General features: G+C 69.0%; 17 protein-coding genes and 1 pseudogene. 4 read left to right on the top strand and 14 right to left on the bottom strand.

What is annotated here, in order from left to right:
• Positions 1-41: 41 nt before the first annotated feature.
• The 3 genes and pseudogenes from ACK3BB_RS12320 to ACK3BB_RS12310 all read left to right on the top strand — a co-directional run bounded on the left by ACK3BB_RS12320 (position 42) and on the right by ACK3BB_RS12310 (position 2,358).
• Positions 42-512 (top strand): Fur family transcriptional regulator, encoded by a 471-nt coding sequence (locus tag ACK3BB_RS12320; RefSeq protein ID WP_428924938.1) that lies wholly within the window; start codon positions 42-44, stop codon positions 510-512.
• 122 nt (positions 513-634) lie between these two features.
• Positions 635-1,381 (top strand): annotated as a pseudogene (locus ACK3BB_RS12315) (ATP-binding cassette domain-containing protein); the annotation flags it as partial.
• Between the two features lie 170 nt (positions 1,382-1,551).
• The gene (locus ACK3BB_RS12310; RefSeq protein WP_428924937.1) at positions 1,552-2,358 is read left to right on the top strand and encodes a metal ABC transporter permease; all 807 of its coding nucleotides are present in this window, start codon (positions 1,552-1,554) and stop codon (positions 2,356-2,358) included.
• Positions 2,359-2,405: 47 nt separating this feature from the next.
• Here the strand turns inward: ACK3BB_RS12310 and ACK3BB_RS12305 are convergent, their stop codons facing one another.
• Together ACK3BB_RS12305 and ACK3BB_RS12300 are read right to left on the bottom strand one after the other, a co-directional pair.
• Positions 2,406-2,924, bottom strand: a complete 519-nt coding sequence (locus ACK3BB_RS12305) for a DUF805 domain-containing protein (protein ID WP_428924936.1) — start codon at positions 2,922-2,924, stop codon at positions 2,406-2,408.
• Complete coding sequence (locus ACK3BB_RS12300; RefSeq protein ID WP_428924935.1) at positions 2,924-3,769, bottom strand: 3-keto-5-aminohexanoate cleavage protein; 846 nt, start codon at positions 3,767-3,769, stop codon at positions 2,924-2,926. The genes ACK3BB_RS12305 and ACK3BB_RS12300 overlap by 1 nt, the downstream gene beginning before the upstream one ends.
• 118 nt (positions 3,770-3,887) lie before the next feature.
• Between ACK3BB_RS12300 and ACK3BB_RS12295 the strand changes: the two genes are divergently transcribed.
• Entirely contained in the window at positions 3,888-4,667 is a 780-nt protein-coding gene (locus ACK3BB_RS12295; RefSeq protein ID WP_428924934.1) for an SDR family oxidoreductase, read from the top strand.
• A gap of 341 nt (positions 4,668-5,008) precedes the next feature.
• Here the strand turns inward: ACK3BB_RS12295 and ACK3BB_RS12290 are convergent, their stop codons facing one another.
• The 12 genes from ACK3BB_RS12290 to ccoG form a co-directional block, all read right to left on the bottom strand.
• Complete coding sequence (locus tag ACK3BB_RS12290; RefSeq protein WP_428924933.1) at positions 5,009-6,181, bottom strand: FIST signal transduction protein; 1,173 nt, start codon at positions 6,179-6,181, stop codon at positions 5,009-5,011.
• Between the two features lie 49 nt (positions 6,182-6,230).
• Positions 6,231-7,331: a pyrroloquinoline quinone biosynthesis protein PqqE gene (gene pqqE, locus ACK3BB_RS12285; protein WP_428924932.1), complete on the bottom strand. Its 1,101-nt coding sequence runs from the start codon at positions 7,329-7,331 to the stop codon at positions 6,231-6,233.
• Positions 7,324-7,596 carry a pyrroloquinoline quinone biosynthesis peptide chaperone PqqD gene (gene pqqD / locus ACK3BB_RS12280; RefSeq protein ID WP_428924931.1) on the bottom strand — a complete coding sequence of 91 codons (273 nt, stop codon included), beginning with the start codon at positions 7,594-7,596 and terminating at the stop codon, positions 7,324-7,326. Before pqqD ends, pqqE begins: the two co-directional genes overlap by 8 nt.
• The gene (gene pqqC, locus ACK3BB_RS12275; RefSeq protein ID WP_428928729.1) at positions 7,593-8,366 is read right to left on the bottom strand and encodes a pyrroloquinoline-quinone synthase PqqC; all 774 of its coding nucleotides are present in this window, start codon (positions 8,364-8,366) and stop codon (positions 7,593-7,595) included. The genes pqqD and pqqC overlap by 4 nt, the downstream gene beginning before the upstream one ends.
• A gap of 8 nt (positions 8,367-8,374) precedes the next feature.
• Complete coding sequence (gene pqqB / locus ACK3BB_RS12270) at positions 8,375-9,277, bottom strand: pyrroloquinoline quinone biosynthesis protein PqqB (protein ID WP_428924930.1); 903 nt, start codon at positions 9,275-9,277, stop codon at positions 8,375-8,377.
• An 8-nt stretch (positions 9,278-9,285) separates the two neighbouring features.
• Positions 9,286-9,381 carry a pyrroloquinoline quinone precursor peptide PqqA gene (gene pqqA, locus ACK3BB_RS12265; RefSeq protein ID WP_428924929.1) on the bottom strand — a complete coding sequence of 32 codons (96 nt, stop codon included), beginning with the start codon at positions 9,379-9,381 and terminating at the stop codon, positions 9,286-9,288.
• A 275-nt stretch (positions 9,382-9,656) separates the two neighbouring features.
• A complete protein-coding gene (locus tag ACK3BB_RS12260) occupies positions 9,657-11,882 on the bottom strand; it encodes a PAS-domain containing protein (protein ID WP_428924928.1) in 2,226 nt (741 codons plus the stop codon).
• Between the two features lie 63 nt (positions 11,883-11,945).
• Positions 11,946-12,614 carry a response regulator transcription factor gene (locus ACK3BB_RS12255; protein WP_428924927.1) on the bottom strand — a complete coding sequence of 223 codons (669 nt, stop codon included), beginning with the start codon at positions 12,612-12,614 and terminating at the stop codon, positions 11,946-11,948.
• A gap of 162 nt (positions 12,615-12,776) precedes the next feature.
• Positions 12,777-12,917 (bottom strand): cbb3-type cytochrome oxidase assembly protein CcoS, encoded by a 141-nt coding sequence (gene ccoS, locus ACK3BB_RS12250; protein WP_088648308.1) that lies wholly within the window; start codon positions 12,915-12,917, stop codon positions 12,777-12,779.
• Entirely contained in the window at positions 12,918-15,080 is a 2,163-nt protein-coding gene (locus ACK3BB_RS12245) for a heavy metal translocating P-type ATPase (RefSeq protein ID WP_428924926.1), read from the bottom strand.
• A complete protein-coding gene (locus tag ACK3BB_RS12240; RefSeq protein ID WP_428924925.1) occupies positions 15,077-15,535 on the bottom strand; it encodes a FixH family protein in 459 nt (152 codons plus the stop codon). The genes ACK3BB_RS12245 and ACK3BB_RS12240 overlap by 4 nt, the downstream gene beginning before the upstream one ends.
• Entirely contained in the window at positions 15,532-16,959 is a 1,428-nt protein-coding gene (ccoG, locus tag ACK3BB_RS12235) for a cytochrome c oxidase accessory protein CcoG (protein ID WP_428924924.1), read from the bottom strand. The genes ACK3BB_RS12240 and ccoG overlap by 4 nt, the downstream gene beginning before the upstream one ends.
• Positions 16,960-17,281: the final 322 nt, after the last annotated feature.

Here is a 17,281-nt window from a genome sequence, read left to right as displayed (position 1 = left end):
CCGTTATAACATATCAACCCCCAATGACGAGCGGCCCACCCATGTCCACCATCGGCTTTCACCGCCACGACCACGATCATTGCATCACCGACACCATGGCCCGGGCCCAGGCGCTCTGTGCCGAGGAAGGGCTGCAATTCACGCCGGTCCGCCAGCGGGTGCTGGAAATCCTGCTGGCCGAACATCGCGCGCTGGGGGCCTATGACATCCTGCCCATGCTGGCCGAGGACGGGCTGGGCTCGCAGCCGCCGGTGGCCTACCGGGCGCTGGATTTCCTGGTCAAGAACGGGCTGGCCCACCGGATCGAGCTGCTCAATGCCTATATCGCCTGCGCCCACCTGGGCCGGGCGCATCGGCCGGCCTTCCTGATCTGCCGCGAATGCCGGCTGGTGGCCGAAGCCGATACCGAACTGGCCCAGGGCCAGCTGGGCGATGCCGCGCGCAACGCCGGGTTTTCCATCGAACGGATGGTGGTCGAGGTCGAAGGCCTCTGCCCGGCCTGCGCGGCATGAGCCCTGCAACGGCGGCCGGCACCGCGGCGCCGGCCCTGTCCGGCACACCCGCGCCCGGCGATCGCGCCCGGGCGCGCCAAATCCGTGGCCGCGACGGGGCGGCAACGGGCGCGACGGCCCCGCTGATCTCGGCCCGCGGGCTGGCCCTGTCGCTGGACGGCCGCGATGTGCTGCGCGATGTCGACCTGGATGTCCGCCCCGGCGAGATCATCACCATCGTCGGCCCCAACGGCTCGGGCAAATCCTCGCTGCTGCGCGCGCTGATCGGCGCGATCCGCCCGGCCCGGGGCCAGCTGACCCGCAAGGCCGGCCTGCGCATCGGCTACGTGCCCCAGAAGCTGGCCATCGACCCGACCCTGCCGATGACCGTCGAACGGTTCCTGTCGCTGCCCCGCCGGATCGACCGCACCACCGCCCGGGCGGCACTGGCCCGCACCGGGGCCGAGGGGCTGGCCCTGCGCCAGATGACCCGCCTGTCGGGCGGCCAGTTCCAGCGCGTGCTGCTCGCCCGCGCCCTGCTGGCCCGGCCGGAATTGCTGCTGCTCGACGAGGCCACCCAGGGCCTCGACCAGCCCGGCGCCGCGGCCTTCTACCGGCTGATCGAGGAAATCCGCGGGCAGCTGGGCTGTGCCATTGTCATGATCAGCCACGATCTGCATGTCGTCATGGCCGCGTCGGACCGGGTGCTGTGCGTCAATGGCCATATCTGCTGCGAAGGCGCGCCGGAACTGGTTGCCTCGGCCCCGGAATACCAGGCCCTGTTCGGCAGCGGCACCCAGGGCACGCTGGCGCTCTATCGCCATGAACATTCGCATCATCACCACCACGATCATGGCCACGATCATGACCAGGATCACGCCCCCGGCCACGCCCATGACCAGGATGGCTGTACCCACGAAAGTTGCGCCCACGGGCCGGCCCATGACACCGGGCCGGTTGATGCCCCGGGCGGCACGGCTCCACCCGCCCCCGACACCGCCCGCAACGACGAGGGTGAAACCGGCACCGACACCGGGGCCAACAAGGGGACCGGCCGCTGATGCTCGACGATTTCCTGCTGCGCGCCGCCCTGGCCGGGCTGGGCGTCGGCGTGGCCGCGGCGCCGCTGGGCTGTTTCGTCGTCTGGCGGCGCATGTCCTATTTCGGCGAGGCCACCTCGCATGCCGCCGTGCTCGGCGTGGCCATCGCCCTGGGCTTCTCGCTGCCCCTGATGCCCGCCATCCTGGTCACCGCCCTGGCCATGGCCCGCACCGTGTCGGTCCTGTCGGGCCGGGGCCATGCCATGGATACCCTGCTGGGCGTGGCCGCCCATACCGCCCTGGCTGCCGGGCTGGTCGCCGTGGCCCTGCTGCCGTCGGTCCGGCTCGATCCCATGGGCTATCTCTTTGGTGACATCCTGGCCGTCACCCGCGCCGACCTGGCCGTCATCTGGGGAGGCGCGCTGGCCGTCCTGGCCCTGATGACCTGGCGCTGGCAGGCCCTGCTAACGGCCACGCTCAACCCCGACCTGGCCCATGCCTCGGGGCTCGATCCCCGGCGCGAGGACATGGTGCTGACCCTGGCCCTGGCCATCGTCGTGGCCGTGGCCATCAAGGTTGTCGGCGTTCTGCTGATCGGCGCCATGCTGGTCATTCCCGCCGCCGCCGCCCGGCCGCTGGTGCGCACCCCCGAGGCCATGGCCCTGGGCGCGGCCCTGGCCGGAGGCGCCGCCGCCCTGTCGGGCCTGGGCGCGGCCTTTGCGCTGGACACGCCGGCCGGGCCGACCATCGTCTGCGCCGCTGCCGTGATCTTTGCGCTGACGGTCCTGCTGGGCCGCCTGCGGACCCGGACCGCGGCCGGCGACTGAGCCGGTGGCCTGGCCATGACTGGCCGGGCCGAACCGCCAACCGCCGGCTAGGCCACCGGCGGGCCCCAGCGGTTGGCCTGCCGTTCGCCCGGGCGGGTCAGCCACCAGATCACCAGCAGCGGCGAGATCATCAGCACAAAGACCGCAACCATGGCGACAATCGCCCCGATGGCCCCGGCGGTTTCCCTCAGCGTGCCCAGGGCCTGGTCGGGATCGCCGGGCATCACCCCGGCCAGGAATCCGAAGAACGTCGTCGTGCCGACCAGCACGATGGCCGGGTAGATCACGTAGAGCCCCGAGCGCCCGGTGTCATGCATGCGCCGCCAGGCTCCGGCCAGCAGGGGAAAGCCCCCGACCAGCTGGAACAGCCCGCTGACCGGACCGGGCCGATAGCCCACCAACAGGCCGTCGACCCGCCCGGCAACCATCATGCCCAGCAGGACGTAAAGCGCGAAGTACCAGAATTCCGGCCGCCCTGCCCGGCCCGAGAACGTCAGGCAGCGCCGATAGCCCCGCCCGATCGCCTCGCCGAACCCGATGGGCCGCGCGGCCGGCCCCCAGGGCATCAGCCCGCCACCGGCCGCAGGCCGAGGATCTCGCGGGCCTGGGCCGGGCTGGCCACCGGCCGGCCGTGGCGGGCGGCGATCTCGGCCGTGCGCGCGACCAGCGCGGCGTTCGACGGCGCCAGCGTGTCGCGGTCCAGCCGCACGTTGTCTTCCATGCCGGTGCGTGCATGGCCCCCGGCGGCAATGGCCCATTCGTTCAGCACGACCTGCTGCGCCCCGATCCCCGCGGCACACCACGGCGCGCCGGGCAACAGGCGCCGGACCGTCTCGACGTAGAAATCAAAGACCACCTTGTCGGCGGGCATGGCGTTTTTGACCCCCATGACAAACTGGATGTAGGGCGTGTCGCGGATGCGGCCCTCGGCATGCATCCGCGCGGCCATCAGGATGTGGCTCAGGTCAAAGGCCTCGATCTCGGGCTTGATGTCGTAGCGGATCATTTCCTCGGCCAGCCAGTCCACCAGTTGCGGGCTGTTCTCGTAGACCCGGGTGGGGAAATTGACCGAGCCCACCGACAGCGAGGCCATGTCGGGGGCCAGCGGCAGCATGCCGCCCCGCTCGCGGCCCGCGCCCGACCGCCCGCCGGTCGAGAATTGCACGATCAGGCCCGGGCAGTGCTTGTCCAGGCCTTCCTTCAGCGCGGCGAATTTCTCGGGGTCCGAGCTGGGCGTCTGGTCGTCGTTGCGCACATGGGCATGGCAGATCGTCGCCCCGGCCTCAAAGGCCGCCTGGGTGCTTTCCACCTGTTCGCTGACGGTGATCGGCACGGCCGGGTTGTTGGCCTTGGTCGGCAGCGATCCGGTGATGGCCACGCAGATGATGCAGGGGGTCGATGTCTCGGACATGGTTCTGGCACTCCTTCGTCGCCCCTTCTTGGCCCGACCGGTCACATTCGCGCAACCTGTTACTGACGGCCGGGCGATCCTGGCCTAGGGTGCGGCCAAACCGAGGAAAGGCCGTTTCATGACCGACACGACATCCGCCCTTTCGGGCCGCAGCATCGTCATCACCGGGGCCAGCCGGGGCATCGGCGAGGCCACCGCCCGCCATTTCGCCCAGCTGGGCGCACGGGTCACCCTGGCCGCCCGGTCAGGAGATGCCATCACCCGCATCGCCGACGAGATCCGCGCCGCCGGCGGCCAGGCCACGGCCAGGGCCTGCGACGTCGCCGACCATGCGGCGGTGGCCGGGCTGGTGGCCCATGCCGTCGACACGTTCGGGCAGGTCGACGGGCTGATCAACAACGCGGCGGTCATCGACCCGATCGCCCGGCTGGCCGACAGCGATCCCGCCACCTGGGGCCGTGCGATGGATATCAACATCAAGGGGGTCTACCACGGGATGCATGCGGCGATCCCGGTGATGCTGGACCAGGGCGGCGGCACGATCATCAACATCTCGTCCGGTGCGGCCACCGGCGTGCTCGAAGGCTGGACGGCCTATTGCGCGACCAAGGCGGCGGTGCTGTCGCTGACCCGCTCCAGCCACCTGGAATACGGCGACCAGGGCATCCGGGTGATGGGCCTGTCGCCGGGCACCGTAGCCACGCAGATGCAGCGCGAGATCAAGGCCAGCGGGATCAACCCGGTCAGCACGCTCGACTGGGAGGACCACATCCCCCCCGAGTGGGTCGCCCGCGCCCTGGCCTTCCTCTTCACCCCCGCGGCCGACGAGTGGCTGGGCACGGATTTCATCCTGAAGACTCCCGAAGCCCGCGCCGCCGCCGGACTGCCCCCAGCCTGAAACCAAACCTCGGCCTGACCCGCCCACCGCCATCCCGACGCCAGGACAAGGGACCGAACCCCCTGCTTCTTCTTGGTCCAAATACCCTCCCCGGCCTGCCACGCGCGACTGCGATTGGCGGGTCGCGGGACGGATGGGTGTTGGGCGCCAGGCGCCCGAATTGGAGAGGGCAGCGCGGATGGCGCGGGCAGTGTCGGGTACTTGGACCAAGAAGAAGCAGGGGACCTGTGCCCTTGGTCCGGCCGGGCGCGGCCATGGGACATGTTGCGGGTGGGTGAGGTTCCCCCTGCAACGCATTGATTTCAAGGGCGTGGTGCCCGGTGCGAGCTGCGGGACGGAGCTCAGCTTTCGGGCGTCGGCACGGGGCCCGGCGGGTAGATGGCCACGCCGGTCATGGTGTGGTTGACATGCAGCCCGTCGATCTGCTCGCCGTAGCTTGAAAAGCCCACAACGCGGAAATCGCGCAGGATTTCCGACACCGCGCCGGTCAGCTGGTGATCCTCGGCCTCGATCCGGCGCAGGATGCAATCGAAGGCCAGCACTGCCTCGGGCCGGACCTGGTCGGCCAGGGTGGCCAGGTTCTCGGCCAGGTGGGCGGCGATGTCCGTGGCCTCGCCCAGCGACAGAACCAGCCCCTCGTCGATGGCCGAGCCCATCGACAGCGAGCCGTCGGGCAGCCGTTCCTGGATGCCCCGGACGTAATGTTTCTCGCCGAACCGCACGACCAGCGGATGGGCGGCGAAGGTCGACAGGCTGACGTCGCGCGGATCGAGCCCCAGCAGCCGGGCATATTCGTCGATCGCCGGCGAGGCGTTGATCTCGTGCACGATGCGCTTGCCCGGCTCGGCCCCGGTCACCACCAGCCGCCGTTCGGTGGGCGAGAAATGATCCAGGCTGAACACCCGCACCGGGCAGGCCGAGCGGATGATGGCAATCACCGCCCCCCCGGTCGACACCCGGCCGAGATGGGCGATATGGGTCGTGCGGAAGGCCCGGCCGTCGCCGGCCGACCCGCCGAAGAACGGCATGCCCGCCAGGCCCGGAGCCAGCTGGCGCAGCAGCGCCTCCTCGCCCATCGACACCCCGTCGATCAGCCCGTAGGCAAATTCGGACAGCCAGTGCGGATGATCCGCCGCCAGGGCGTTGCGCTTGGCCACGATGTCGTTGATCAGCCCCTGGGTATCGATATCGGCCAGGTCCTCGACCTCGACGCATTCCACGGCGAAATGGGTCTCGGGGAAGCCCACGGCCACGGTCGCCCCGTCGACATAACCCCGCGGCGAGATCTCGCCCGCCGTGGTGCAGGCCGACAGCGGCGCCTCGCAGGCGGCAGTGGCCGCGATGACCAGGGCTTCGAAATCGGGGCCCGGGGCGGCAAAGAGCAGCACATGGGCAAACGGGCCATCCCCCAGCGCGGCGATCAGCGCCTCCGCCGTTTCCGGCCCGGTCCCGGGCACCGAGGCCGTCCGCACGATATCGGACGGGCCACGGACAAGATCCTCATCCTCCACCATGGCCGCAACACTGAGGTTTTTTCAGCCAAGGTCAAGACGTTCGCCGGGCTCAGAGCCGGCGATAGACAAACTCGGGCTGCGGCGCATCGACCACGTCGATGTCGAGCGCGGCATCGACCAGGGCGCGGTGGGGCGATTTGCGGCAGACCGGGTCGGTGGCCGCCGGATCGCCGGCAATGGCCATGGCCTGGCAGCGGCAGCCGCCGAAATCCACGTCGCGCCGGTCGCAACTGCGGCAGAGCTCGGGCATCCAGTCGGTGCCGCGAAAGGCATTGAACGCCGCGCTGTCGTACCAGATGTCCTTCAGCGAGGCCTCGGCCAGGGTGCGGAAGGTCAGCCCGGGAATGGTCTCGGCCGCGTGGCAGGGCAGGACCTTGCCGTCGGGCGCGATGTTCAGCCCGGTCGAGCCCCAGCCCCCGCCCATGCAGGCCTTGGGATAATCGGCGTAATAATCGGGCGGCACGAAATCGATGGCCAGCCGGCCGGCATGGGCCCGGCGGGCCTCGGCCACGATGCGCTTGGCCCCGTCGACCTGCGCACGCGAGGGCTGCAGCATGGCCCGGTTCTTGAGCGCCCAGCCCTGGAATTGCACGCAGGCGACCTCGATCCGGCGGGCACCGAGGCGCAGGGCCATGTCCAGCGTGGCGGGCAGATCGTCGAGATTGTGGCGATGCATCACGGCGTTCAGCGTCAGCGGAAAGCCCATCTGGCCGATCCGCTCGGCCACGTGCATCTTGCGGTCGAACCCGCCCTTGTAGCCGCCGATGCGGTCGGCCACCTCGGCCGTCACCCCCTGCAGCGACAGCTGCACATGGTCGACATAGGGTTCCAGCGCCTGCAGCCGGGCGTCGGTCAGCCCGATGCCCGAGGTGATGAGATTGACGTAAAGCCCGGCTTCGCGCGCGCCCCGGGCCAGGTCGACGATATCGCGCCGCGACACCGGTTCACCGCCCGACAGATGCACCTGCAGCACGCCGATCTCGGCGGCCTGGCGGAAGGCCGCAAGCCAGGTCTCGGTGTCCAGCTCGTTGTCGCGGGCGGTCATTTCCAGCGGGTTGGAACAATAGGGACAGGCCAGCGGACAGCGATGGGTCAGCTCGGCCAGCATGGCGATGGGCGGCTGGACCGGCGGGCGGGCGGCGTCAGGCATAGGCCACCAGCATCTGTTCGGCCAACCCGTCGAGAAAGGCCACCACGTCCGGTTCGATCACCTCCCTGGGCGCGTTGTACGCCTGGGCCAGCTGGCCGGCGATCTCGGCCAGGCTGCGCGTGCCATCGACCTCCGCCAGGATCGCCACCGCCGTCTGGTCCAGCATCAGCGCGCGTTCCGGGCCCAGCAGGACCTCGCGCCCGCGCACGGCGTCGTAATGCCGGCGCACGCCGCGCGGCAGACAGGGCACGCGATCGCGGCTCACAACAGCCCCTCGTGCGGCTGCCAGCCGCCGGGCGGGATGCGGCCCGGCTCGACATAGCCCGACCACAGCGCATCCAGCTGGGCCCAGAGCACGTCGGTCTTGAATTCCAGCGCCGCGGCGGCGGCATCCTGGCGCTCGACCGTATCGGCGTGCTCCAGCACCCATTGCAGGCCGAAAGCCACGTCGCGGGGCGCTTCGGACAGGCGGTTCTGGAAATAGGACATCGTGTCGGGATTGGCGAACTCGTAATGTTCGAGCAGCCCGGCAATGCGGTTGGCATGGATCTTGGGCGCGAAGAGCTCGGTCAGCGACGAGGCCACGGCCTGCAGCAGGGGCATGTCGCGCACGTAGCGCACATAGGCGTCGACGGCGAATTTCGTGGCCGGCAGGATGCCCCGTTCCGAGGCCACGTAATCCGGGTCCAGCCCCACGCCCTCGGCCAGCTTCAGCCAGCGCTCGATACCGCCGATCCGGCCTTCGGCGCCGTCGTGATCCTCGATGCGGGACCGCCAGGCCCGGCGCAGGCGGTGGTCGGTCACCCGGCTCATGAAGGCCGCGTCCTTCATCGGGATGCGGCTCTGGTAGTAGTAGCGGTTGATGACCCAGGCGCGGACCTCGTCCATCGTGCAGGCGCCGGAATGCAAGCGGTGATGGAACGGGTGAAGGTCGTGGTAACGCTCGGCGCCGATCCGGCGCAGGCGGGCTTCGAAGGCCGCGGCATCCGGGGCGGATGGCGGGGCTGTCCGGGTTGCGGTGGGGCTGTCCTTCATGACGTCCTTCATGGGGTGAACCTCATGCCGTCCTGGGCGATGGTCCAGCCGGCCGCCTCGGCCCGGGCGCGTTCGGGGCCGTGGGGCTGCAGGACCGGGTTGGTATTGTTGATATGGATGAAGACCTTGCGCGCCGAGATGCCCTGCAGCCGGGCCATGGCGCCCTGCGGGCCGTCCATCGCCACGTGGCCCATCCGCGCGCCGGTCTTGGCGCCGGTGCCGGTGCGCGACATCTCGTCGTTTTCCCAGACGGTGCCATCGAAGAGCAGCAGGTCGGCATCCTGCAGCCGGGCGATCAGCCAGTCGGGGATCTCGGCGCAGCCGGGGATGTAATAGACACATTTGTCGCCGGCGCTGATGCGCAGGCCGATGGTCTGTTCGCCCATGGCCTTCAGCGCCTCGCTGTCGGCAGCGATGCCCTCGTCTTCCAGGAAGAGCGGGATCTTGCCCGGCACGGCAAACGGCAGGATGGTCAGGCCGGGCAGCGGCTCGAACGGCTGGTCCAGGCGGATCGGATCCATGGCCACCAGGTCGCGGTCCAGCACGGCAAAGACGCTGTTGGCGGCCAGGATGCCGGCGGTTTCGGCCGTGGCGGCCACGCGGAAGCCGGTCTTTTCGCGCAAGGTCAACAGGCCGGCGATATGGTCGATGTCACCATTGGTCAGCACCACCGTGTGGATCGGCGTGCCGCGCAGGCTGGTGGGGTGGAAATCCGGCTGGCGGGCGAGCTGGTCGCGGATGTCGGGCGAGGCGTTCAGCACGACCCAGTCCCGGCCGTCCAAAGAAACACCCACCGACGACTGGGTCATCGGTGGGATGCGCCCGGATCTGGCGTCCGAACAATTGGGGCAGCCGCAGTTCCACTGGGGAAGCCCCCCGCCTGCCCCGGCACCAAGTACCGTGACAAACATCGTCCGGATCAGAACAGGCCGTGATCTTCGTCTTCCGACGGCCCGTACATGTTGATTTCCATGCCGCAGGCGATCGAGGTTGCAGTCGGTTTGGTCCAAGCCATGATATTGTCCTCCCAATGATCAAGTGGCGTTGACGTTAAGGTCGCGCAGGATGCGCTGTAAGTGGACCATAGTCGAATATGCGCCGCTTTTCGCGGTCTACTTCACGACTCTCAGAAGTTGAGAAACCCGGGCGTCCCCCTGCGACCTTCGTCTGAGACCGCGCGGCTGCGGATGCGTCCGGCCGGATATTTGGAAAGAGAAAGAAGCCGGAAATGCTGCTTCTTTCTCTTCTGAAATATCCAGACACGACCGTCGGACAGGCACCGTCCCCGGGTCAGCCCGCGGCCTTCAGCCGTTTGCCGGCGCTGACCTCGTTCAGGAAGTCCAGCAGCCGCGTCCGGTCGATCGGCTTGCCCAGGATTTCCAGCCCGTTGTCAGAACAATACCGGCGCAGGGCGCGCGAGCGGTCGGCGGTCACGATGCGGCAGGCGCAGGGTCCGTGGTGGCGGGCGATGCGGTGATAGAGGTCTATGCCGTTGGGCCCTTCGCCCAGGTGGTAGTCGATCAGCAGCGCGTCGGGCACGATGCCCGCGTCGTTCATCAGCTCGACGGCATCCTCGGCCGATTCCGCCGGCACCACCAACCCGCCCCAGCTTTCGATATGCATCGACAGGGCCCGGCGCAGCTGGCGGTCGTTTTCCACCAGCAGCACGATCACCCCGTCGCAATCGGGCTCGCCCAGCTCGGGGCTTTCGGCGATCATCGCCCGTTCCGAGCCCCAGAAGGCATCGAGGATCGGCACCGAGACCGAGAAACAGCTGCCCACTCCGGGTTCCGAGCTGACCTTGAGCGGATGGTCCAGCGAGGCGCAGGCCCGTTCGACGATGGCCAGCCCCAGGCCCAGCCCCTGGGCCGGGCCGGACCCGGGATCGAGCTTGCGGAATTCCTCGAAGATCACCCGGCGCTCGTCGCCGGTCATGCCCCGGCCGGTGTCCCAGACCTCGATCCGGGCGGTGTTGCCCCGCCGGCGCACGCCGACGACCACCCGGCCCCGGTCGGTATAGCGCACGGCGTTCGAGATCAGGTTCTCAAGGATCCGGCGCAGGTAGCCCGGATCGCTTTCCACCAGCAGCGACGAGGGCATGACCGACAGGGCCAGCCCCTTCTGCGCCGCCTGGGGCGCGAACTGGTCGCGCAGGATGCCAAAGACGTTTTCCAGCGGGATCGGCCGGCGGTCCATGACCACCTTGTCGGCATCCAGCTTGGAGATGTCCATCAACGCCTCGATGATCTGTTCGAGATGGGCCAGCGAGGTTTCGGCCTTGCCCAGCACGTTCAGCACCGTCTCGTCCTCGGAACTGTCGACGATCGAAGAGATGAACAGCTTGGCCGAGCTGAGCGGCTGCATCAGGTCATGGCTGGCCGCCGCGACAAAGCGCGATTTCGAGGCCGTCGCCCGTTCGGCATCGCGCAGCGCCTCGCCCAGGGCCATGGTCCGTTCCTCGACCCGCCGTTCCAGCTGTTCGTTGAGATCGCGCAGGGCATTGTTGGCCAGCCGTTCGGCGGTGACATCGGTAAAGCTCATGACCACGCCCCAGGACGGGATGTGGCGGCCGAAGATCTTCATGAAGGTATGGCCGCCCTGCTTGACCTCGAAGGCAATCGGCGGCTGGCGCGCGGCATTGTGCATCCAATGGCCCAGCTCGGCCGCGTCGAAGCCGATGGGAAAGGTCATCGTCCGGGCCAGGTGGTCGAGCATGACATCGGTGCTCAGCCGCGCCCCGGCCAGCTGCGGCGGCAGGTGCAGCAATTCGATCAGCCGGCGGTTGCGCCCCACGGCCTGGCCGTCCTCGCCGAAGATGCACACGCCCTGGTCGAGATGATCCAGCGTGGCCTGCAGCAGCATGGCCTGGCGGTCCATCAGCGCGTCGCGTTCCTGGCGTTCGACCCGGATCAGGTCGGTGACGTCGGAATGCATGATCACCGTGCCACCCGAGGCGGTGCGCTGCGACGAGGTCTGGAAATATCGCTCGCCCATCAGGGTGATGTTGAAATTGGCGGCCTGGCTGTCGTGCAGGGCCAGCCGCCAGTTCATCCAGTCGGCCGGCGACCGGCGGTGGCCGAGATCGAGAAAGGCCGATTTGCTGACCAGTTCCAGGTAGCGCCGAAAGGCCAGGCCGGGCCGGATGTGGGGAATGACATCCTTGAGGTTCACGCAGAACCGCGAATTGGCCAGGATCAGCCGGTCATCGGGGCCGAACAGGGCAAAGCCCTCGGAAATCGCCTCGATGGCCTCGGACAGATGCGCTCGGGCCGTGCGCGCGGCGACATTGGCCACGCCCAGCTGGGCCTTGCTTTCCGACAGCTGGTCCAGCGTGCGTTCCAGGTGGCGCGTCTGCTGGAGCATCTGCGCTTCGAGATAGGCCGCGCGTTCGAACTGGGCATAGGCCAGCTCGGACGGCGCGCTGGCCTGTTCCACCCGGCGGATCAGGCTTTCCACGATCCGCGACAGTTTCTGGTTCTGCCGCTCGACCGTATCGCTTGGGTCGACGAAATCCATAATGTCCTCCTCGGGCGCGGCCGATCTTGCGCCGGCCGGCACCCCGGGGACCACAATGGTACGTTAGTCGCTGTCAGGCAAGACGCTGGAAAACTTGGCCTGCTGGGCCACCAGCACGGCCTGGGTGCGGCTGTGCACGCCCAGCTTGCGCATGATCGCCGTGACATGGGCCTTGACCGTGGTCTCGGCGATGGACAACTCGTAGGCGATCTGCTTGTTCAGCTTGCCTTCGCAGATCAGCTCAAGGATGCAGGTCTGCTGGCGGGTCAGCGAGGCCAGCCGTTCGACGATGTCGAGCTTGTCGTCCATGTCGGGCGTTTCGACATAGCCCGGGGGCTTGTAGATCTCGTTGCGCCCGACGGTCTGCAGGGCGTCCTTGAACACCGCCCGGCGGCTGTGCTTGGGCACGAACCCCGAGGCCCCGGCATGCAGGGCGGCCGAGATCATCGCGTTTTCGCACATCGACGACACGACGATCACCGGGCAGGGATTGATGGCGGCCTTCAGCTTGACCAGCCCGTCCAGCCCGCTGACATCGGGCAGGTTCAGGTCCAGCACGACAAGCGAGGGTTTCGCCCGGGCGCCGATGGTGTCCATCGCGGCGCTCATGCAATCGGCGGTCATGATGTTCTGCAGCGGCGACACCGCCCGCAGGGTCAGTTCCAGCGCATCGCAAAACAAAGGGTGGTCATCGATGATCAGGGCCCATTCCGACGTCTTTTCGTGGCTCATGACCTCAACTGCCTTCCTCCCACGGCCAATACCGAAGCATAGCCATAGACCGAAAAGCGGTCCCTAGGCAAAAGGTCTTACGCCATAACGTGAAATAAGGGCTTGCCCCGGCCCGCGCGACACCGGCCGGGCCGGCCCGGACCGCATGGCACCCCGCCGGGGTCAGTCGTCATCGTTGAGGATGCGCCAGGCGTCGCCGTCGGGATCGTCGTACTGGTCCGACCGGATGGTCCAGAGGAACCCGGCCAGGGCCAGCCCGCCCAGGGCCAGCGAAACGGGGATGAGGATGACAAGCACGTTCATTCAGCGGACCCTCATGGCATTGACGATCACCGTGACCGAACTGGCCGACATGGCCAGCGCGGCCCAGAGCGGGGTGGCAAAGCCCAGCACGGCAAAGGGGATGGCCACGGCATTGTAGCAGGCGGCCATGGCAAAGTTTTCCAGGATGCGCCCCCGGGCCGACCGGGCGGTGACGATGGCCCGGGCGATGCCCGTCAGCCGGCCGTTGACCAGCACGATGTCGGCCACGTTGCGCGAGGCCTCCAGCGCCGTGCCCGGGGCGATCGAGGCATGGGCCGCGGCCAGGGCGGCCGTGTCGTTCAGCCCGTCGCCGACCATCAGCACCCGGTGGCCCTCAGCCTGCAGCGCGGCGACATGGGCCTGCTTGGCCTCGGGCGTCATGCCGGCCCGGATGTCGTCGGTGCCCAGCTGGCGGCCGATGGCCCGGGCCTTGTCGGGGTCGTCGCCGGTCAGGATGGACACCGGCAGGTCCAGGGCGCGCAGCGCGGCCAGCGCCTCGGCGGCATCGTCGAGCAGGGTCTCGCGGGCCGAGAGCGGCCAGGTTTGGCCCCGGGCCGTGAACACGGTGTCCCGGCCCTCGGCCCCGGCCCATTGCGCCCGGCCCAGCCGCACCTCGCCGCCCTGCCAGCGGGCGCGCACGCCCTGCCCGGCCTCTTCGGCCAAATCGTCCAGCACGAGACCGGCCGCGTCGCGCCCGGCATCGCTCCCGGCGGTCTCTTCGGCTGCCAACCGGGCGGCCAGCCCGCGCGACAGCGGGTGATCCGAGGCCGAGGCCAACGCGCGCAGCACCGGGCGCAGATCGCGCGGCAGGTCGTCGGGCGGGGTCAGCGCGGTGCGGGTCAGCGTGCCGGTCTTGTCAAAGACCACGCGGTCTACCCCGGCCAGCCGTTCCAGCGCCGTGTCGGACTTGACCAGCAAGCCGCGCCGGAACAGCCGCCCCGTCGCCGCCGTGGCCACCGCCGGCACGGCCAGGCCCAGGGCGCAGGGACAGGTGATGATCAGCGTGGCAATGGCCACGTTCAGCGCATGGCGCAGATCGCCGGTCAGCGCGACCCAGCCCAGGAAGGCCGCCAGGGCGATCAGGTGCACGGCCGGCGCATAGATCCGGGCGGCCCGGTCGGCCAGGCCGGTATAGGCGCTGCGGGCGTTCTCGGCCATTTCGACCAGCCGGGCCATGCGGCGCAGGGCGGTGTCCTCGCCCACGGCGGTGGCGGCGATCTCGATCGGGCCGGTCAGGGTGACTTCGCCGGCCGACAGCGCCGCACCCCGGCCGCGCTGGACCGGCAGGCTCTCGCCGGTGATGGCCGAGCGGTCGACCTGGGCGCCGGGCGAGACCAGCGTGCCATCGACCGGCAGCCGCGCCCCGGCGGCCAGCCACAGCCGGTCACCGATGGCCACCTCGCCGACCGGGCGGCTGACATGGCGGCCGTCCTCGATGCGGATCACCCGCGACGGCTCCAGCGCGGCCAGGTCGCGCGCGGCCGACCGGGCGGCCCGGCGCATGCGCTGGTCCAGCACCCGGCCGGCCAGCAGGAAGAAGGTCAGCGACAGGGCGGCATCGAAATAGGCATGGGCCCCGCTGCGGGCGGTTTCGTAAAGCGACATGCCACAGGCCAGCAGGATGGCCAGGGCGATCGGCACGTCCATGTTCAGCCGCCCGCCGCGCAACGCGCCCCAGGCATTGGCAAAGAACGGCTGGGCGGCGAACAGGGCCGCCGGCAGGGCAATCGCCGCGCTGATCCAGTGGAACATGTCGCGGGTGGCGTCCGACGCGCCCGACCAGACCGCCACCGACAGCAGCATGACGTTCATCATGGCAAAGCCGGCCACGCCCAGCCGCACGATCATCATCCGGGCGCCATCGTCGGGCCCGGCCATGTCGCGGGCCTCGTGGGCCTCGAACCCGGCCGCCGACAGCGCCTCGATCCAGGGCGTGGGATCGGCCCCCGGCTCGGCCGTGACGGCTGCCCGTTTCAGGGTCAGGTTGACCCGCGCGCCGGTGATGCCCGGCTGGCGGGCCAGCACGTCCTCGACCGAACGGATGCAGGCCGCGCAATGGATCTGGGGCAGCACCAGGTGATGGGTCGGCTGGCCCGCCCCCTGCCCCGCGCTTTCGGCCGCGGGACCGGCCGCGACACAGGCCGGACAGGCGGCAACGCTCATGGCCTGTGTTCCATCTCGAAGCGGCGGCGGAACAGCGTGCCATCCTCGGCCCGGGCCTCCAGCCGCAGATCCCACTTGCCGTCGTCAAGGTCGGGCACATGGGCGACATAGCCCGTGCCATCCCAGGCAAAGACCGGCGTGCGGTCCTGGCTGGCAATCGTCGCCCGGCCCAGCACGGCCCGGGTGATCACCGGCTGTACCGGCCCGGCCGCGCTGTCGAAGCGCAGCACGAGGTAATCGTCCTCGAACCCGGCGCTGGCCTCCCAGCCCAGGGCCTCCTGCGCGGCGCGGTCGGCGTCAAAGCTCTGGCTGGCCACGTAGGAATTCTTGGTCTCCAGCCCGGGAAAGGTGCGCACGGCATTCACAGCCAGGGCAATGTTGACCCCGATGATCACCGTGAAGGCCCCGCAGAAGATCAAAGCCACGTGGCGGCCGGTCAGGGTGAAATCGCTCATTGGTCGTCCCTTCCATTGAAGATCGTGTCCAGGTGGACCCGTTCGCCCGACACCAGGTCCTCGACCCAGAACCGGATGTCGGTGTGGTCGCCGGCCGACGGCGCGGCATCGCGCGGGGCCATGACATAGACCCGCTGGGTCATGGTCTGATTGGCCGGCACGATCACACTCTCATAAACCGTGCCTTCGAGCGAGACCCGCAGGGCCGGATCGCCCTCGGCATGGATGCGGAACGGCCGGTCGTCGCCGTTCTTGTTGCGCAGGCGCATGTCGTAGGAATTGCGGATCGAGCCGTCGGACATGGTGACATAGATCGGGTTGCGGATGGGCGTGACGTTGACGTCGATATCCGAGCGGATGAACAGCGCCCAGACAAGGCCCACGCCGACCAGCGACCACAGCGCGGTGTAGATGATCGTGCGGGTGCGGAAGATATGCTGCCAGACCGGGCGGGGTTTCTCGCCGGCTTCCTCGCGGGGCTGGTCGGACAGGGCCAGGTAATCGATCAGGCCCCGGTCCTTGCCGACCTTGGCCATGACATCGTCGCAGGCGTCGATGCACAGGGCACAGGTGATGCATTCCATCTGCTGGCCGTCGCGGATGTCGATGCCCATGGGGCAGACGTTGACGCAGGCCATGCAATCGATGCAATCGCCCAGCTGTTCGGATCCCTGCGCCTTGCGGTGCTTGCCCCGCGGCTCGCCGCGCCAGTCGCGATAGGCCACGGTCAGCGTGTCGGGGTCCATCATCGCGGCCTGGATGCGCGGCCAGGGGCACATGTAGATGCAGACCTGTTCGCGCATGAACCCGCCAAAGACAAAGGTGCAGAAGGTCAGGATCAGGATCGTCGACCAGGCCACCGGCGGGGCGGTAAAGGTCGCGAGTTGTCCGGCCAGGGTCGGCGCATCGGCAAAGTAAAAGACCCAGGCCCCGCCCGTGGCCAGGGCGATCAGGAACCAGGCCGCAAACTTGGTGATGCGCAGGCGCAGCTTCTTCGCCGTCCAGCCCGAGCGCCACAGGCGCACACGGGCGTTGCGGTCGCCTTCGATCCAGCGTTCGACCAGGATGAAGAGGTCGGTCCAGACGGTCTGCGGGCAGGTATATCCGCACCAGACCCGGCCGAGCGCGGAGGTGAAGAGGAACAGGCCCAGCCCGGCCATGATCAGCAGGCCGGCGACAAAGTAGAACTCGTGGGGCCAGATCTCGATCCAGAAGAAATAGAACCGCCGGCCGCCCAGGTCCATCAGCACGGCCTGGTCGGGCAGGTTCGGCCCCCGGTCCCAGCGGATCCAGGGGGTCAGGTAGTAGATGCCCAGGGTAATGGCCATGATCCACCACTTGAGATTGCGGAACTTGCCGGAGACCCGGCGCGGGAAGATCGGTTCCCGCGCGGCATAGAGGCTTTCGGGCGCGCTGTTGCTCATCGGACTGGTGGCCTTGTGTTTCGTGCTGCCAGGATCTAGCGGCGCGGGCATGACCCGGCCTTGACATAGGTCAATCGGAATATGTCCGCCCTGGCCGCGCCCCCGGCCTTGCCGGCCGCCGGGGCCAGCAGGGCAAGGGGATCGGCCGGGGCGTCGGTCCGGCCAGCCACGGGGATGTCACGACAACGTGATGGCCCTGCCCGCGTGCAGGTCGTCACCACGTGGCGCCGGTCCCCCCGGGCCGGCCGGCAGAACGCCGGACGGGAGCGCCGGACGAACCGGCGCTCCCGAAGCTTGTGCGGGGCTGCCCCCGGATGCGGCC

Origin of the sequence: Marinibacterium sp. SX1, assembly GCF_050389775.1 — a bacterium.
In the GTDB taxonomy this organism is placed as follows: Bacteria; Pseudomonadota; Alphaproteobacteria; order Rhodobacterales; family Rhodobacteraceae; genus Marinibacterium.
The sequence above is the reverse complement of the archived record's forward strand: the minus strand, read 5'-3'. Positions and strand labels throughout refer to the sequence as shown.

Coding starts and splice junctions, on each gene's coding strand:
- ACK3BB_RS12320 (WP_428924938.1), top strand. CDS start 42: ATGTCCACCATCGGCTTTCACCGCCACGACCACGATCATTGCATCACC.
- ACK3BB_RS12310 (WP_428924937.1), top strand. CDS start 1,552: ATGCTCGACGATTTCCTGCTGCGCGCCGCCCTGGCCGGGCTGGGCGTC.
- ACK3BB_RS12305 (WP_428924936.1), bottom strand. CDS start 2,924: ATGCCCTGGGGGCCGGCCGCGCGGCCCATCGGGTTCGGCGAGGCGATC.
- ACK3BB_RS12300 (WP_428924935.1), bottom strand. CDS start 3,769: ATGTCCGAGACATCGACCCCCTGCATCATCTGCGTGGCCATCACCGGA.
- ACK3BB_RS12295 (WP_428924934.1), top strand. CDS start 3,888: ATGACCGACACGACATCCGCCCTTTCGGGCCGCAGCATCGTCATCACC.
- ACK3BB_RS12290 (WP_428924933.1), bottom strand. CDS start 6,181: ATGGTGGAGGATGAGGATCTTGTCCGTGGCCCGTCCGATATCGTGCGG.
- pqqE (WP_428924932.1), bottom strand. CDS start 7,331: ATGCCTGACGCCGCCCGCCCGCCGGTCCAGCCGCCCATCGCCATGCTG.
- pqqC (WP_428928729.1), bottom strand. CDS start 8,366: ATGAAGGACAGCCCCACCGCAACCCGGACAGCCCCGCCATCCGCCCCG.
- pqqB (WP_428924930.1), bottom strand. CDS start 9,277: ATGTTTGTCACGGTACTTGGTGCCGGGGCAGGCGGGGGGCTTCCCCAG.
- pqqA (WP_428924929.1), bottom strand. CDS start 9,381: ATGGCTTGGACCAAACCGACTGCAACCTCGATCGCCTGCGGCATGGAA.
- ACK3BB_RS12260 (WP_428924928.1), bottom strand. CDS start 11,882: ATGGATTTCGTCGACCCAAGCGATACGGTCGAGCGGCAGAACCAGAAA.
- ACK3BB_RS12255 (WP_428924927.1), bottom strand. CDS start 12,614: ATGAGCCACGAAAAGACGTCGGAATGGGCCCTGATCATCGATGACCAC.
- ccoS (WP_088648308.1), bottom strand. CDS start 12,917: ATGAACGTGCTTGTCATCCTCATCCCCGTTTCGCTGGCCCTGGGCGGG.
- ACK3BB_RS12245 (WP_428924926.1), bottom strand. CDS start 15,080: ATGAGCGTTGCCGCCTGTCCGGCCTGTGTCGCGGCCGGTCCCGCGGCC.
- ACK3BB_RS12240 (WP_428924925.1), bottom strand. CDS start 15,535: ATGAGCGATTTCACCCTGACCGGCCGCCACGTGGCTTTGATCTTCTGC.
- ccoG (WP_428924924.1), bottom strand. CDS start 16,959: ATGAGCAACAGCGCGCCCGAAAGCCTCTATGCCGCGCGGGAACCGATC.